This is a genomic window from Stappia sp. ICDLI1TA098, from assembly GCF_054880955.1.
This window is the reverse complement of the sequence record NZ_JBTZBT010000006.1, coordinates 1-13,849: the sequence shown is the minus strand read 5'-3', so window position 1 is coordinate 13,849 and position 13,849 is coordinate 1. Positions and strand designations below refer to the sequence as shown.

Genomic DNA, 13,849 nt, shown 5'->3' with positions numbered 1-13,849 from the left:
CAATCGCATATACAGGCAAGATCAGGGCAAACGGCAACCACCGCCATTTGCGCCTTGTGGCCTTGAGCCGAAAGCGCAAATCGTCTGGTAAGTTCTTGTCTAGGTAAATCCCGCGCGGATAGAGGCGGGGTTTGACATCCCTACTGCGGTTGAGATTGATCTTTCTGCTGAAAAGATCAGCTTTCGCAGCTTTTGGCTCAGGGGAGTTGACCTCGCTCTTTGCTGCGGGAGTGTCGCGCGCTGCGTCGTTCGGAAACCAAAACCATCCAAGCTGGGGGATTTTCCGCGAGATATAGATCGCCAACGCAATCATGCCGACGAAAACGATCAGAAACACTGGCAGAGAAAATATTCTCATCCGCGCTTCCCAACTCATGCGGATGCTGTCGATGAGCGAGAAAAAGGTAAACCAGGCCAACCCTGAGACCACAAGGATTCCGATAACTACAGCGACTTTTTGGAGTGTGTTCGTTTTGAAAAATTCGGTCAGTTTTTCCATCATTCGGATGGCCTCACATTGCTAAAAGACGGATCGAAATAGGGGAGCCGATCAAGGAATATCGGATCGGCTCCGGGGTAAATGATGAGCTGGTGTCCCGATTGGCGGGAGAAGTAATAGGCAACCTCATCCGGCGTCAGAAGCGGGCTGGATTGAATGCTTTTTGACTCACCGGTGTATCCGCCTGCCGCCTGCGCCATGCTGATCTCGCCCCGCGAAATCGACAACATTGATGACGTGCCGAGGCGATCGGAAACATATTTCAGGGATGTTAGGTCATTGAGTCCGAACGTCTGAAAGATCGAGGCGTTACCGAGGAACGTTTCCCATCGATCGCCGTAGATATGCTTGAGCTGCGCCAAATCCTGCCAGATTGACCAGAGCCGAACCCCATATCCGGCGACCAGGCCCGCCGCCGTTTCCAGGGCTTTCATGTGACCCAGCACGTGCATTTCATCCAAGATCATAAGAGCGGGGGTGTCTGGGACGTTTTTGCCCTGCTCGATCGCTCCCAACAGGCGATTGATGAACAGGCGGAAAAACCGGAAATGCCGGTGCAGACGTGCGGCCGGAAGGCACAGATAAACAGAGGTTTTGCCGTTCTTCCAGTCGGTCAGATTCGGCGAGCGGCTTTCGCCGGTAAGCGTCGCCGCCATCGGCGGCGACGCCAAAAATGCAATATGCTGGCGGATGTGACTAAGCACACCGCTCCGCTCGCGATCGCTCATGCTGGAAAGAGCGGATGCAGCCTCATGCGGGACGCCGTGCGCGATCGGGGGCTCCGTATCTTCTGGCGGATGTATCATTCCGGCCAGTTGCATTTCAAACGGGCCGACTTCGCCGTCCCCGCCGGACGGCAAAAACAAGAGCCGCCGCACCTCGTTGAGATCTCGGGTTTTTACATCCGTTGATGCGGCGACCCAGGCAATGTATCCGCGCAGCACAAGGCGGGCGGATGCATTCCAATGGTCGTTTTCTTTGCTCGGTTCAGCAACGACGAGCGCGTCAGCAATGGCGTCGCACTCGTCGATGAAATCATCACTGGCCGGATCAAGATCGGAGAGCGGGTTAAACCCGGCCCGATATTCATCCGCAACCTCGGCCGTTTTGAATGGATCAATGACAAAGACGTCATGCCCCATTCCGCCGTCGGCCAGCCTTCGACCTTTGCCGCGCCTCTCGGCCGATTCAGTTGCGTTCTCTCCTTTCGGATCGATGACGAGAACCGAGCCTGGATAGAGCAGGAGGTTCGGCAAAATCGCTGCCACCCCTTTGCCTGCGCGTGAACCTGCGATTGTCAGCAGATGCCGGTTATCCTCGATGCCAATGCGTCTGCCGCCGGACGTTCCAAGGAATATCTTGCCTGTCCGGTAGGTCCAAAAATCGGAATCCTGCAAAATAGCAGGATGCATCCATAGAGCGCGTGGCGCTGTTCCAGTCGCTTCGTGCGAACCTGGTAGCCCGCGTGGCAGATCATCAAAAATCATTGTTCCCCTGCCACATCTCTTGATGCGTTCATGCCCCTGGTTACAATCCACGATAATAAACTTTATGTTAAACATAAAGGGTGATACTGAATGTAGAGCGCACTTTTGGGTTTTGTCCCAAAACCCGTGCGCTACGGCCCATTTATCATGGGCCTCCGAGGTGTCCATGTGATCCGTCGATGACCCCATGAACACGTCGCCGGTTTCTTCGCCAGCAATGATGGCGCTACGAAACAGGCTCCAAATGGCGGGGTTAAACCCCGCGCGGGAAAATCGTTTCCCGTACCCACGACCAGGGGTCAGCGCCCCTGGACGCGCATTCTGCGGCTGGCGCCGTTCATGGAAACAGTGGTTTCCATCAATGACGCCATTCGCGTTTCAGCCGTGCTCTAAGGATCGGTGGAAGGCGAAGGCGGCTTTGCTTTGAAAAAATGGCCTGTCTGGCGTTCGATTTGATCCCCGAACAACAGCAGGTTGATCCTCATTTTTTCGGGCCACGCACTCGCTTACCGTGACCATGGCGCGCGGCGGATGTGAACGATAGTTCGCAACCAACGCACGGAGGTCATCGAGGCATGGCGATCTACTCGCTCAACCTCAAAAGCATAGGTCGATCGACGCACGCGGCCGGCACAGCCGGCGCGCATTTGCGTTATATCGCGAGACCAGATGCGCAACCTGAACTAATGGCACATCAGATGCCAACAGAACCAGCTCAGGCTCGCACCTGGATGAACCGGGCGGAGCAGATCGATCGCGTAAATGCACGGGTGATAGACAAGGTGAGGATTGCCTTGCCCCGTGAGCTCACGCCCGAGCAGCGCATCCAGCTTGTTCAGGATTTCGCCCGTGATTTGACCGGCAATCGTGTGCCCTGGTTCGCCGCCATTCATGCCGCCGGTAAGGATGCCCACAATCCGCATTGCCACCTGGTCATACGGGATCGCGATATTGAAACCGGAAAGCGCGTCTTGCGTCTTTCCGATTCAAAGCGTGATCGCGCCAAAGCCGGAATGGAGCCAAGTGCTGCTGAATGGGTTCGCGCCAAATGGGAAGATCATGCCAATAAAGCCCTTGAGCAGGCAGGGCATGAGGCCCGCATTGATCGGCGGACGCTTGAAGCCCAAGGGATTGAACGCGAGCCGACGATTCATATTGGACCGCAAGCGCAACACGTCGAAAACTTTGTTGAGCGCCCACAATCGAAGATCATTGAAACGGGTAACGGCAGAACCATCGATTATCCAATGATCGATGCTGGCCGTACCCGTCAGGAAAGAAACGCCGAGATCATCAATTTCAATCTTGAGAAGGCGGCGCGCTCACCGGATTTCCGCACGCGGGAAACCGCCAAATTCGAACGCGAGCAACGCACCCTTGATCGCGTTTTGGAAAACCGTCTGATCGCGGAGGCTCGCCGTCGAACACTGGAAAGCCGGAGGCTGAAATCACAAATCCGAGCCGACCTGTCAGATGTGCGAGAGAATTACCGTGACGAAAAACAGGCCATGCGGGATGCCCTTCGTGATGATTGGAAACAGAAGCGTTCGACGCTGACTGCCAGACACCAAGCCGAGCGCATCGATACTGAGAAAAGTCACAATCGCTTCACAGCCAGGATCATGCGGGTGATCGATATCACGGGGCAGACGCGACAGCGGCAAAATGCGGAAATGGAAGATCTGAAAAGTCGGCATAAAGCCGAGCGCGTCGAACTGGTGCAAACGCACAGAAGCAACCGATCCATCCATTCAGCGGCTGTTGAAGGCCGTTACGCTTGCATGAAAGACGAAGTGAAAAATCACTACCGTGCCGACATTTTAGAAATGCGTGAGCGTCATAAGTCGGCAGACTTGCAGGCAGAGGCTTTGAGGCAGAGCCGCGCCACCGAGCGCGAGCAGGCGGAACGTCGTCTCGATTCGCAAATCAGAATGGCAGAGAAAATCGCGCGGGACAGGAGCAAAAGCCGTGATCGGGATCGTGGTCCGTCATTAGGTTGAATGTCAGCTTTGCCAGGCGCTATTAAAGTACATCCACAAAACCACATTTGTGGGTAAGTGTGCCGCGTTTAGAGCTTGTCGATGTGTTCGCTATCGGCTTCTTTGTCCGTTTTGCGCCACTGAATAGGTCGGTGGAATCTTTTGCCTCTTCCCCTTTTGTCGTTTCCCTCATGCGAGGTGTGCCCTGTCGTTTGACAGACCGCGCATCCGTCGCAAGAGCCTGCCCGCACCACTGGCAAGCCACCGTGTTGGCATCTGTGCGCCGTCCACCTATGCGGCCCGTCTTTCTCCGCCGTGCCCAATGAGGGGCAAACAACAAAAGGAGAAAAGACAATGAAATTACTCACCAAAGCCCAATTCGACCAACTGATGGAGAATGGTCGCCGACAAGAACCCATGCGGGGAACACCCCAAGAGATCGACTTCCTGCCCGTTGTGAAGCTCTTCAACCCTTGCGGTGCGGGAACGTGGCTTTTGACCGAGATTGACCCTGAGAATCCGGATATCGCTTTCGGTCTCTGCGATCTGGGCTATCCCGAGCTCGGCAGCGTTTCCCTTGAGGAGCTGCAATCTGTCAGCCTTCCCTTTGGCCTATCGATCGAGCGTGACCGGCATTGGACTGCATCCAAGCCGCTCAGTGCCTACGCGGTTGAGGCGCGCGCAGCGGGGAGGATCGTTGCATGAGCCACGTTTACGAAACATACCCCGCTACATGGCGGGGTATTCCCCTCGAAATTCGCTATTGCGCGACCTGGTGCGGCCAGATGGACGGAATCGCGTTTGCTCATCTTGAGATCGAGAGCGATACCCGCCAAGCTTTGCCGGTCACGGAAACCGGGTACAAATCCCATTTCCCACCGGTTACGCACATCGCAAAATACGGTGGCCCTGTCGCCTTCGTGATGGCTTGGCTCGATGCGGCCGCGCAGTCGGCCGCGTGGCATGAGCGTGAACGCCAATCTCGTCAGCTATCCCTTTTCTGATGCAGCCTTGATCGCTCGATACAAGGTCGAGCGATCAACGCCCAGGGATCGCGCCACAGTCGAAGCCCGTTCGCCACTATCAATCAGCGTACGCGCGTGCTTGATCTGTGATGCTGTGAGACGGGCAGGCCGCCCAAGCCGAACCCCTCGTTTGCGTGCGGCCTGTAAACCGGCCTGCGTGCGCTCGACGATCAGGGATCGCTCAAATTCGGCCAATGCGCCCATGATGTGAAACGTCAGCCGACCTTGTGCCGTTGTCGTGTCGATGCCTTCGGTCAGGCTAACCAGGTGCGCGCCCTTGTCTTCGAGATCCCGCACCGTTCCGATCAAATGCGGGAGCGACCGTCCAAGACGATCGAGCCGCCAAACAGTGAGAACGTCGCCGGGCGCGAGCGACCGCATCAGCTTTGCCAACTGCGGCCGTTTCTCCGATGCGCCGGAGGCCGTTTCGGTCACGATCGTTTCACATCCCGCCGCCGTCAGCGCGTTGCGTTGTGCGTCTGGATTCTGGTCGATCGTGGAAACGCGAGCATATCCGATTTTCATGCGGATATTTTGCGACAAGATTTTGCAACGCCCAAGTGTTTGATTCTATTCATCCACAAGCAGCGTTGCAAAAAGGATCATATATGCAACGGCTTCAGCCACGTCATCGTGACTAGCTCGGAGATAAGAAGAAATTTCTGGCCTCTAGCAATCCACCCTCGGCGCCGGAAATGGCATTCTGATAGTTCGTTTCAGCACTTCGCAGCTGATCCGACAGCTTCTTTTGCTTTGCGATGTTACCATTCAACGTGTCCACATAAATGCGGTCGACATCTTCAGGGGTGAGTTCGATCAAGCCCGTCGAGCCGGTATAAAGGCGATTAATTTGCACAGCACCGCCGCCGGCTCGTAGGTAGTCGGCCAGATAATAGGGATCGACTTGTGTTAAATCCGGACGGATTATGGTCACGTGTCCATCTGCTACCCCAGGAATATCCAAATCGTAAACGCCGACCTTGCCGAGCGTTCCTGTTCCAGTTGAAGCAATTAGAACGTCACCCTTTTGAAGCGATACTGCTTCCATTTCTTCAAACACGTCCTTTTCAATGAAGTCCTCGCTCGGGATAACCATGCCATATCGTGTGATTGAAGTTCCCGCTTTGATGACGGCAGCATATCCGTCTACATCACCCACATAGGAATCTGACTTAGGGCTCGAACCACGCTTTGTTTTCAAAATATTGATTGTATTGAGAGTAACCGCCCCATTTTGCTTAATGGAGTTGATTACCTCGATAGCTTTTGGATTCCAATATTTTAAATCTAGGCGGAAGCTATTATCGGCTCTAAAAGCGGAAACTGGGATGTCGAAAGCTTCCCAGGCCTCACCGCTTCTCTCGCCTTTGCCTCGGTTTCCGAGTGCTTTCTCTTCCACTTCCTTCAGCAATCTGGATAGATTAAAGCCGCGAATTGGCTCGCCTGAGCCGTAATAGCCAAGCGATTTTAGGTCTATAAAGGTGACGTCATATTCTTCGTTGAGGTCAGGGTCTGGATTTTCCCGTTTCTCCAAAAGCAAAACGCTTGAGCGGACATTGATCTTGTTGGGTTTGAAAGTGTCGTCAGGTAATCTGGCGACAGCTCGGACGCGCGCATTCTCAAAAATCCACCTTCTCAAATTTTGAGAAGAAGCTGTGTTCAAAAGACCGTCATCAATAACGGTACAAATGTCCCCATTTGGCTTAGTCGCCAACAGCATCTTCTGCAGGAAGAGCTGCTGTCCCTTAGCTAGTTTTAGAGGGTAGTCCTTCCAATCAGAGCTTGAGAGAGAGGCTGTTTCGGATGTGCCGAATGGGGGGTTAGCGATGATGATATCGCAGTCCGGCGCATCTACAGACCAGTTCTGAGAGCTCTTTGATAAGCTGTCTTCTGCCCTGATGTTCGTGTGACCATCACCGGCAATAATCATGTTCATTTTTGCAGAGCTTGCGACGCCTTCATTTGCATCCGAGCCGTAAAACGTGGTTGATTTTATTTTTGTACAAAGCTTCTCATAGGCACTTTGGCTCAGTATTTTATCTTCTTTGGCTTTGGCTGCAAATGAAAGTGCTTTCTGCATAAAAAAGACGAGAAATCCGCCTGTTCCACAGGCAGGATCGAGAACTTTCACATTGTCACCGCTTAGGAGAGAGCCGAATATTTTTTTCCGGCCGATCAAAACGCTTGCTAACTGCACGACAGGGCGCGGAGTAAAGTACTGACCGAGCTTCTTACCTTTCAGGGTTGCTCGGACGAAATACTCAAATGCTGCCCCTTTTGAATCCAGGCTGCTATCATGGAAGCTGACAGCTGCAAGCTCCGATACGATGTATCTAAATGTCTTCGCATTCCGCAAGTTGAGCCGGTCTCCGATTACTTCACCGAACGGTGTCTTATCTCGGATGGTGCGGATCATTTGTTCAACTGAATCGCGGACTTGGTCTGCTTCCGATTCAGGACGTACCGCCAACTCATGAAAGCGATATGAATATGGCAACATGAAATCGGACGTATCTGATTTTTCTTCGAGCAGCTTCAGAAATAGCAGCCTCGAGAAGTCGTCAAATGCCGTTTCTTCGTTTTTCTCTATCTTTCGAATGGCACTATGACACCTTGCAAACAGGGCGTTTAATTGCTTAAGCGGCAGACCTGGACGAAACGGCAGGCTTTTCGCACCGTCGCCCAAAGGCAAATCAGTAGCATTTGGATTAGCTTTCAGCGCCCTAATCACGTGAGGGAGTTGGTCTTTGTTCGGGATTTTTTCGCTAAGAGCCCCGTCCCACCGAATGGGCTGGCCATTCTTGGTATTGAAGGCGCGAATGTCCTTCCCGTTTGTGACAATCACGAACGGCACAGCATTAGCAAGACCATAATCGATCGCCTGCTTTGCATCTTTTGCTGTTAGATTTTTAGAGCTTCTTTTGGCTTCAATCAAAAATTGAGGCTTGCTTTTCCCGCAGGTCACCAGGAGATCAACGTACCCTTTTGTGTATCTTTCGGGATGTTTTGTCGCTGTTTCGAAATCGATATCAGCGGCGGAATCATAGCCGCGCCGCGCCAGATAGGGCAAAATGCGCTTAATGACGGTGTCGGTTTCAGAGTGCATCGCCATGGTTTACCTAAGTCTGCTCTTCACAAAAATACCCACATTTGTTGTTTTGTTCATTTGCGGGTTATACCCGCTTCGGCTTCCAGCTCTTGCGTCCGTTGCTCGATAAAGGCGTGAAGCTCCGTCACCATTTTGCGGCCGGTCGCACTGCACGCCGTTTTAAAGCGCGTGTGCATACTCTCCGGCAGATCGAGGCTTAGACGCTTCGAAGGTTCGGCAACAGTCTTCTCCGGCGGCTTGGTGGCCTTGTCGTGCCCTGCCCCGCCCCGCTCGAAAGCCAGAATTTGGTCATCGGTTGGCTGTTTGGGCTTCGGCGCTGCCGTAAACGTCTTCTTCGACATGGCGTTCTATCTCTTTCGTTAATTCCTCGATCTCCCGTGATGCAGTCGCTCCCGCTGCCCATTCAAAGATCGTTTGTCCCATCGTCAGGCTTTCCGCAAAGGCCACGCGTTGCTCAATATCGGCATTCAGGATCGGAATGCCGGTGCTTGCGGCCATGTTGCGAATGTCGCGCCCGATAACCGTATTCCCAATTTTGCGGGAAACCACAAACCCACATTTAAGGGAAGGCTTGAATTCCTGCGCCTCACGCACCTGTTTGACGGTCAGATCAGACGCCCAGGTCGAGAGGCCGGACGGCTCGATCGGCAGAGCAACGAAATCGGATGCGACAATGCAGGATCGTGCGATCTCTTCCGCATGAGGTGGCCCGTCGATCACGGTATGGGTGTAGTCGGCCGCCAGCTTCAAAGCATCGCGTGCCATGTTGGCACGTGCCAGGCTTACGACCTGAAACGGCGATTCCTCACGCAGGCTCGCCCAGGTCGAGGCCGAACCCTGTTTGTCGGCATCGATCAGCAAAACGCGGTTGCCTTGTTTGGCAAGGCACGCCGCGACGTTGATCGAGAGGGTGGTTTTGCCGACACCGCCCTTTTGATTGAGGAATGAAATAATCATGCCGAAAGAGTATGCGATTCATACAAATGAGCAAATGGAAAAATCACCATAACCACAAACCCACATTTGTGGTTATTGAGCGCGACCGTTCTTCTCGACGTATTTCTTGACGAAACCTATAAAAGATCCGTCGGGGTTTTCAGGAACGGCTTGCTTACGCATCAGGAAGTCACGCCACACACCTTCCAGGAAATAAATGTCATACCCGCCCGCGAATTTGCGGGCGACCTCTGTCGTGGATGGCTTGAGCATCACCTTGTCGATCGCACTCGGTGTCTCCGGCTCGCAATAGGTTTCCGTGAAATCCCTGCGCGGCCGGATGACGATCAAGTCGTCTGTCATCTCGAAATCATAATCGGGAATATGCTGGTGCTGCCGGTTATCCTCGATGATCGCTCTGAGCATTCGGCGGAACTCTTTGAGGGTTGAGCTTGACCCCGTGCGGTGATGGATCGTCTCAAGCCGCAAATGCCATTTTGTGCTCTGGCCGCACATCTTCCGCGCCAGCTCGTACAAACGGCGCTCTAGTGGCTTGCGGAGGCGGAAATAGTCGCGGGAGATCGTGAGAATGTCGCCGGCCTTTTCATGTATGGCATTGAACACCCAATCGGAGAGGGTGATTTCAATCGCCTGCATTCGGCCGTCGCGCGTTTCCTTGATCGTCTTCGCACTGTCGATAAAGCTGAACACCTCCCAGAGTTCTTTTCCACCCGAGGTGATGTTGGTTTCAATCTGGGTGGCTTGGAGGCGACGCAAAGCGTCTTTGAAGAGCTTATAGCCTCGTTTGCTTGTTTGACGATTCGTCACTTTCAGCAGGTCATGGGCGTTAAAGCGCAATGTTCGATGCACCTGTTTGCCCGCATTCAGACGCGCCATGCACTGCGATATGCAGTAGATCAAAATATCGCGGTCATGCACCGTTGCCAGGCCAAGCGGTGAGGGGGAGAGGCGTAAAAAGCGATCCCCGTTCTTATACGAACGTTCGCTGTAATCCGGCTTTGTCGAGAGCGTGAAAAGCGGATGCTCCATCGAGGCCGTGTCGGACTTTGGCGCAGCGTCGAAGATGTCGCAGATAAAAAAATCCGGCTCCGGATGGCGATCGGGAAGCAGGGGAGAGCGCTCGGAGCGTGAATCGTCTAAGGCTAGCTCATTCGTCATTTCACACACCAGTTTCGTCATTTCACACACCCTGTCAAATGCTTTCGTCACTTCACACACCAAAGCACCATTAAATGTGTATTTGTGGTTATGTGGGTTAATGTGGATAAGTTGGCGAATTGAATTCGGCACTCTACACACCGGGATTCGGCACTCTACACACCGGGATTCGGCACTCTACACACCAAAAAGATTATAAAAACTCATTTTTTCGTTATTTTTCAATGCGCTATTGATTGGACAAAAATCGGAAACACGATTCAAAACACATATAAAACACATAGGCGCTTTGCGCCTTTTGGCTTGCCCTTCGGGCTGCGCTTAAAATCGGAATCCGCCTAACGGCGGATACTCTAGCGGTAAATCGCCCTGCAAAGCGGGGCGATTTGAATTTCCACTCTCGGTTCGCTCATACTCACCAAAGATCAGGGGCGGATTTCCCTTAAACCTCCCCGCCGTCCTCTTCTCGCTCCCCATGCCACCAGTCAGCCAGCCCCGACAAGGGACGCTTCGCTCAAGCCCTTGTCCGGCCTGTCCGTCTGTCGGCTTTTTATGGGGGCGAGGACGGCTCCGAAGATCAGGGAAATTCAAAAGCCACAGATCAACAAAACCACATTTGTGGTTTTGTTGATCTCCTGAATAGACGCTTTCAGTCCGCCATTGGTTCGAGGATGAAAGCGTCCGACCGCATGGGAGGCGATCTCTTTTCAGGGTTTGAATATATCTTTGCATAGAATCGATTTATTATTTACAATATGGCTATGAAATTCATATTTTTATTGCATATCGCATTTATTTTTCTTGTATTTAATGCACCCGCACAAGCAGCTTGCAGTTCTCCCGCAGGTCAAGCCAGCCAAACACGCTATGATTTCACTGCAAATAAGCTATATTATTGCAATGATACTGATTGGGTTGAAATGGGTGGCGGCAGCGATGCTGTTTCCTACAAAAGCAACTTTGTCTCTTATACTAATAGCAGCCTACAAACATTTCCACACCCGTTTGGAAGTAAGCCCTCCGTTATAACGGTTTGGCTGAAAAATATTACACCTCAACATGGTTGGTCAGTTGGCGATGAAATTGTTGTATTATCCACAGGTGAAGGCTCATATGGCGTTGCCGCAGGTGTTGTACCTTACGCAGACAATAACAATATTTATGTGAGAATGGGCGCTTGGCCGGTCGCAGCCCTTTCTAAAACTGGAGGGTATGCCACCTTGTCATCAACACACTGGCAAGTTGGGGTCAGTGCTATAAAGTAAACATCTAATATATATCATGATAATATAAAATTTATCATGTATTTCTAGCTATATGCGAGAGAATGCCCAAAACAACAGAGCCTAGCACGAGATAGATACCCCTATTCACCATTTCGCCAGTCGTTGCCCCATAGCGCCGATCATAGAATGCTTGGGCTTGCGCCATAGCCTCGGGATCATCGGTCGGTAGGTTGAAGCCGAGCCAGACCCCTATCCCCAGAAAAAGAACCCCCAATACAAATCCCAGCCAAGCCAGGACTGATCCAATACGAACAAAAAACATCATTCTCTCAATCGTTGTTACAAACGCATTATTCTAGTGCGGCAAGAACTAAAACGGGATCTCGCCCGATTCCGATCCAGATTGCCCCCCTGAGGGCTTCTCTGGCTTTTTAGGGATGAAGGATAGGCCAAGGGCTTTCTCTGCCTTGTCTATCGCCTCAAGTCCCTGATTGAGGACATCGGCAATCACCTGCAATGTCCCGCTCTGATCCTCACCGGCATGAATGCTGGTCATGGCCTGCAACATCGCTTCGTTCATGGCCGACCAGGCAACGTGCAATGCCTTTTCCGCCTCCCGATCACTCATTGTCCTGGTTCCATATCCCCGCTATCCCTCAAACCTCTTAAGGCGGTCATATGCGCCCTGCAAGGTTTCCTGCAGGAGCGCATGATAGGCTTCGGGATCGGAAACGCCGTCGATAGACCGCATGGCGGCATCGAGCAGAGCCGCCGACATATCGGCAGGGTTGCCGCTGTAGTCATACAGATACTGGACGAGCTTGCCGATCCGTTCCGCACCTTCCGCCCGTGTTGAGGGCGGAGCCTGTTTCTTCTTTTTACTCACCCATCAAGCGTGCCTGATTTGCAGAAACTTGCAAATCGGAAGAATTATGGCGTTTTATTTTAACATTTGAATTTTAGTCGTAATATATAATATCATTTATATATGAAAACATGGTTCGATTACTTTGATACAGACCCTTACGAAGTGGAAGGGCGCTATATCGAGGATGCAATCGGCGCAAAACGTATTCTCAAAATGTGGCGGATTGCTTGGGCTTATGTTGATTGGCTGGCCGAGGTTGAAGGGTGCGACACCGCCCAATTTTTCAAAGACAATGACATAAATTATCGCCCCGAAGATGGCTGTTACCACGATATGCTTTTTGGTGCGCTCTATACGGCCTTTGTCCGGCGCGAGAAAAAGGGTTTACCCCGCCCCGACTGGATGCCACCGGCGACCTGGGCGGAATATCAGGCGGTCGAAGATTTGGATGATTGAGCAAGTATAACTATATTCTTGGGCAGGCAGCCGGAGGAATACAGTGATGAGCGATGACGAGGGCGGGAAGAAAGATAACACCTCGCCGGAACACAAGCCCAAAAACGCCGTTCGGCACGACAAAGCGCCGAGTGGATCAATGGGGGCGCAGTATTTAACGCCCCCTGGACTTGGCGGCGGGAAAGCCCCGCAAAAATCAGTGTCCCAGGCGGTTGAAACGACAGCTCAGAAAGCACAGTCAGAGCCGGAAAAAGATAATCGGGAACTGTTTCGGAAGACCGGTGATAAAGAAGTTGATGCCGATGCGATCAAGCAGGGTTACAAAATGCAACCCAATCCGCCGTTAGATTTTAACAAGGCGGCGGCGCAGGAAGAGAGAGCACAACAGCTCGCAAAGAAATTCAAAAAGGACAAGGATCAGGACAAGAGCTTGGGCCTTTGAGAGAACCGACCGGCGGTCAGGGCCGGTCAGTTCATATCACTAGAATTGTTGGCCGCGGACGCCTTGATCCGGTGCAACATCCTTTGCGGGCGGTGCTCCCACGGCCGCGATCATTTCATTCATCCAGACGACGTATTCATTGGCGTGGTATTTGTTGACCATGTAGTCTAGGTCTTCACCCCATCGTCCGTATTGAAGGCGTAGGCCTACAAAGCCAAGGCTGGTGTCACCGATCGCCCCCTCAAACAGACCGCCGACAGGTACAGATTCATTGCCGCCGATCTCATAACCGACACGCATCCCGCTATAATGCTTGCGGTTGAAGGATTGGCCGTTGACGTTGATGTGCGTCGGCGTCACCCGGATCGGGATTGCTAGCCAGAATTTCTTGTAGAGCCAAATCAAAAACACCGTTCCGACAGCTAGGAGCAAGATCGTCGGCGTCCAGGAAAAGGACGGCGGGAAATACTGGCGACCGATCCAATAGTCAGATCGAAAGCCCAGGATAGGTCCGAGAGTTGAAGCAATCGCATATACAGGCAAGATCAGGGCAAACGGCAACCACCGCCATTTGCGCCTTGTGGCCTTGAGCCGAAAGCGCAAATCGTCTGGTAAGTTCTTGTCTAGGTAAATCCCGCGCGGA

At 52.6% G+C, this 13,849-nt stretch carries 16 protein-coding genes; 6 read left to right on the top strand and 10 right to left on the bottom strand.

From position 1 onward, the window contains the following. Both ACSLUQ_RS20400 and ACSLUQ_RS20395 read right to left on the bottom strand, forming a co-directional pair. On the bottom strand, window positions 1-502 hold a 502-nt coding region (locus ACSLUQ_RS20400), incomplete at its 3' end, for a hypothetical protein (RefSeq protein WP_461809592.1). Further along, window positions 499-1,986: a type IV secretory system conjugative DNA transfer family protein gene (locus tag ACSLUQ_RS20395; RefSeq protein ID WP_461809591.1), complete on the bottom strand. Its 1,488-nt coding sequence runs from the start codon at window positions 1,984-1,986 to the stop codon at window positions 499-501. The genes ACSLUQ_RS20395 and ACSLUQ_RS20400, both read right to left, overlap by 4 nt. A gap of 575 nt (window positions 1,987-2,561) precedes the next feature. Between ACSLUQ_RS20395 and ACSLUQ_RS20390 the strand changes: the two genes are divergently transcribed. The 3 genes from ACSLUQ_RS20390 (at window position 2,562) to ACSLUQ_RS20380 (ending at window position 4,969) form a co-directional block, all read left to right on the top strand. After that, a complete protein-coding gene (locus ACSLUQ_RS20390; protein WP_461809590.1) occupies window positions 2,562-3,986 on the top strand; it encodes a MobA/MobL family protein in 1,425 nt (474 codons plus the stop codon). A gap of 333 nt (window positions 3,987-4,319) precedes the next feature. Further along, window positions 4,320-4,670 (top strand): DUF2958 domain-containing protein, encoded by a 351-nt coding sequence (locus ACSLUQ_RS20385; RefSeq protein WP_461809589.1) that lies wholly within the window; start codon window positions 4,320-4,322, stop codon window positions 4,668-4,670. Continuing rightward, window positions 4,667-4,969, top strand: coding sequence for a hypothetical protein (locus ACSLUQ_RS20380; RefSeq protein WP_461809588.1), 303 nt, complete (start codon window positions 4,667-4,669; stop codon window positions 4,967-4,969). Before ACSLUQ_RS20385 ends, ACSLUQ_RS20380 begins: the two co-directional genes overlap by 4 nt. Here ACSLUQ_RS20380 and ACSLUQ_RS20375 read toward each other — a convergent pair. From ACSLUQ_RS20375 to ACSLUQ_RS20355, 5 genes are all read right to left on the bottom strand, one after another. After that, window positions 4,955-5,515, bottom strand: coding sequence for a recombinase family protein (locus ACSLUQ_RS20375; RefSeq protein ID WP_461809587.1), 561 nt, complete (start codon window positions 5,513-5,515; stop codon window positions 4,955-4,957). The genes ACSLUQ_RS20380 and ACSLUQ_RS20375 overlap by 15 nt on opposite strands. Before the next feature lie 112 nt (window positions 5,516-5,627). Further along, window positions 5,628-8,096, bottom strand: coding sequence for an N-6 DNA methylase (locus ACSLUQ_RS20370; protein WP_461809586.1), 2,469 nt, complete (start codon window positions 8,094-8,096; stop codon window positions 5,628-5,630). Window positions 8,097-8,152: 56 nt separating this feature from the next. Next, the gene (locus ACSLUQ_RS20365) at window positions 8,153-8,440 is read right to left on the bottom strand and encodes a hypothetical protein (protein WP_461809585.1); all 288 of its coding nucleotides are present in this window, start codon (window positions 8,438-8,440) and stop codon (window positions 8,153-8,155) included. Continuing rightward, complete coding sequence (gene parA, locus ACSLUQ_RS20360; RefSeq protein ID WP_461809584.1) at window positions 8,388-9,056, bottom strand: ParA family partition ATPase; 669 nt, start codon at window positions 9,054-9,056, stop codon at window positions 8,388-8,390. Before parA ends, ACSLUQ_RS20365 begins: the two co-directional genes overlap by 53 nt. Window positions 9,057-9,128: 72 nt before the next feature. Next, the gene (locus tag ACSLUQ_RS20355; protein WP_461809583.1) at window positions 9,129-10,235 is read right to left on the bottom strand and encodes a replication initiator protein A; all 1,107 of its coding nucleotides are present in this window, start codon (window positions 10,233-10,235) and stop codon (window positions 9,129-9,131) included. A gap of 740 nt (window positions 10,236-10,975) precedes the next feature. Here ACSLUQ_RS20355 and ACSLUQ_RS20350 point away from each other — a divergent pair. After that, a complete protein-coding gene (locus tag ACSLUQ_RS20350) occupies window positions 10,976-11,479 on the top strand; it encodes a hypothetical protein (protein ID WP_461809582.1) in 504 nt (167 codons plus the stop codon). 331 nt (window positions 11,480-11,810) lie between these two features. On the opposite strand, the gene ACSLUQ_RS20345 is transcribed toward ACSLUQ_RS20350, so the two are convergent. Next, window positions 11,811-12,068, bottom strand: coding sequence for a hypothetical protein (locus tag ACSLUQ_RS20345; RefSeq protein WP_461809581.1), 258 nt, complete (start codon window positions 12,066-12,068; stop codon window positions 11,811-11,813). 21 nt (window positions 12,069-12,089) lie between these two features. Next, entirely contained in the window at window positions 12,090-12,326 is a 237-nt protein-coding gene (locus ACSLUQ_RS20340) for a hypothetical protein (protein ID WP_461809580.1), read from the bottom strand. A gap of 102 nt (window positions 12,327-12,428) precedes the next feature. Between ACSLUQ_RS20340 and ACSLUQ_RS20335 the strand changes: the two genes are divergently transcribed. Both ACSLUQ_RS20335 and ACSLUQ_RS20330 read left to right on the top strand, forming a co-directional pair. Beyond that, window positions 12,429-12,764, top strand: a complete 336-nt coding sequence (locus tag ACSLUQ_RS20335) for a hypothetical protein (RefSeq protein WP_461809579.1) — start codon at window positions 12,429-12,431, stop codon at window positions 12,762-12,764. 46 nt (window positions 12,765-12,810) lie between these two features. Then, a complete protein-coding gene (locus tag ACSLUQ_RS20330) occupies window positions 12,811-13,206 on the top strand; it encodes a hypothetical protein (protein WP_461809578.1) in 396 nt (131 codons plus the stop codon). Window positions 13,207-13,245: 39 nt separating this feature from the next. Here the strand turns inward: ACSLUQ_RS20330 and ACSLUQ_RS20325 are convergent. Beyond that, window positions 13,246-13,849: hypothetical protein (locus ACSLUQ_RS20325; RefSeq protein WP_461809577.1), on the bottom strand; the 604-nt coding region annotated here is incomplete at its 5' end.

Bases quoted from the DNA above. Each gene is read 5' to 3' on its own strand.
- ACSLUQ_RS20395 (WP_461809591.1), bottom strand. From the start codon at position 1,986: ATGATTTTTGATGATCTGCCACGCGGGCTACCAGGTTCGCACGAAGCG.
- ACSLUQ_RS20390 (WP_461809590.1), top strand. From the start codon at position 2,562: ATGGCGATCTACTCGCTCAACCTCAAAAGCATAGGTCGATCGACGCAC.
- ACSLUQ_RS20385 (WP_461809589.1), top strand. From the start codon at position 4,320: ATGAAATTACTCACCAAAGCCCAATTCGACCAACTGATGGAGAATGGT.
- ACSLUQ_RS20380 (WP_461809588.1), top strand. From the start codon at position 4,667: ATGAGCCACGTTTACGAAACATACCCCGCTACATGGCGGGGTATTCCC.
- ACSLUQ_RS20375 (WP_461809587.1), bottom strand. From the start codon at position 5,515: ATGAAAATCGGATATGCTCGCGTTTCCACGATCGACCAGAATCCAGAC.
- ACSLUQ_RS20370 (WP_461809586.1), bottom strand. From the start codon at position 8,096: ATGCACTCTGAAACCGACACCGTCATTAAGCGCATTTTGCCCTATCTG.
- ACSLUQ_RS20365 (WP_461809585.1), bottom strand. From the start codon at position 8,440: ATGTCGAAGAAGACGTTTACGGCAGCGCCGAAGCCCAAACAGCCAACC.
- parA (WP_461809584.1), bottom strand. From the start codon at position 9,056: ATGATTATTTCATTCCTCAATCAAAAGGGCGGTGTCGGCAAAACCACC.
- ACSLUQ_RS20355 (WP_461809583.1), bottom strand. From the start codon at position 10,235: ATGACGAAACTGGTGTGTGAAATGACGAATGAGCTAGCCTTAGACGAT.
- ACSLUQ_RS20350 (WP_461809582.1), top strand. From the start codon at position 10,976: ATGAAATTCATATTTTTATTGCATATCGCATTTATTTTTCTTGTATTT.
- ACSLUQ_RS20345 (WP_461809581.1), bottom strand. From the start codon at position 12,068: ATGAGTGATCGGGAGGCGGAAAAGGCATTGCACGTTGCCTGGTCGGCC.
- ACSLUQ_RS20335 (WP_461809579.1), top strand. From the start codon at position 12,429: ATGAAAACATGGTTCGATTACTTTGATACAGACCCTTACGAAGTGGAA.
- ACSLUQ_RS20330 (WP_461809578.1), top strand. From the start codon at position 12,811: ATGAGCGATGACGAGGGCGGGAAGAAAGATAACACCTCGCCGGAACAC.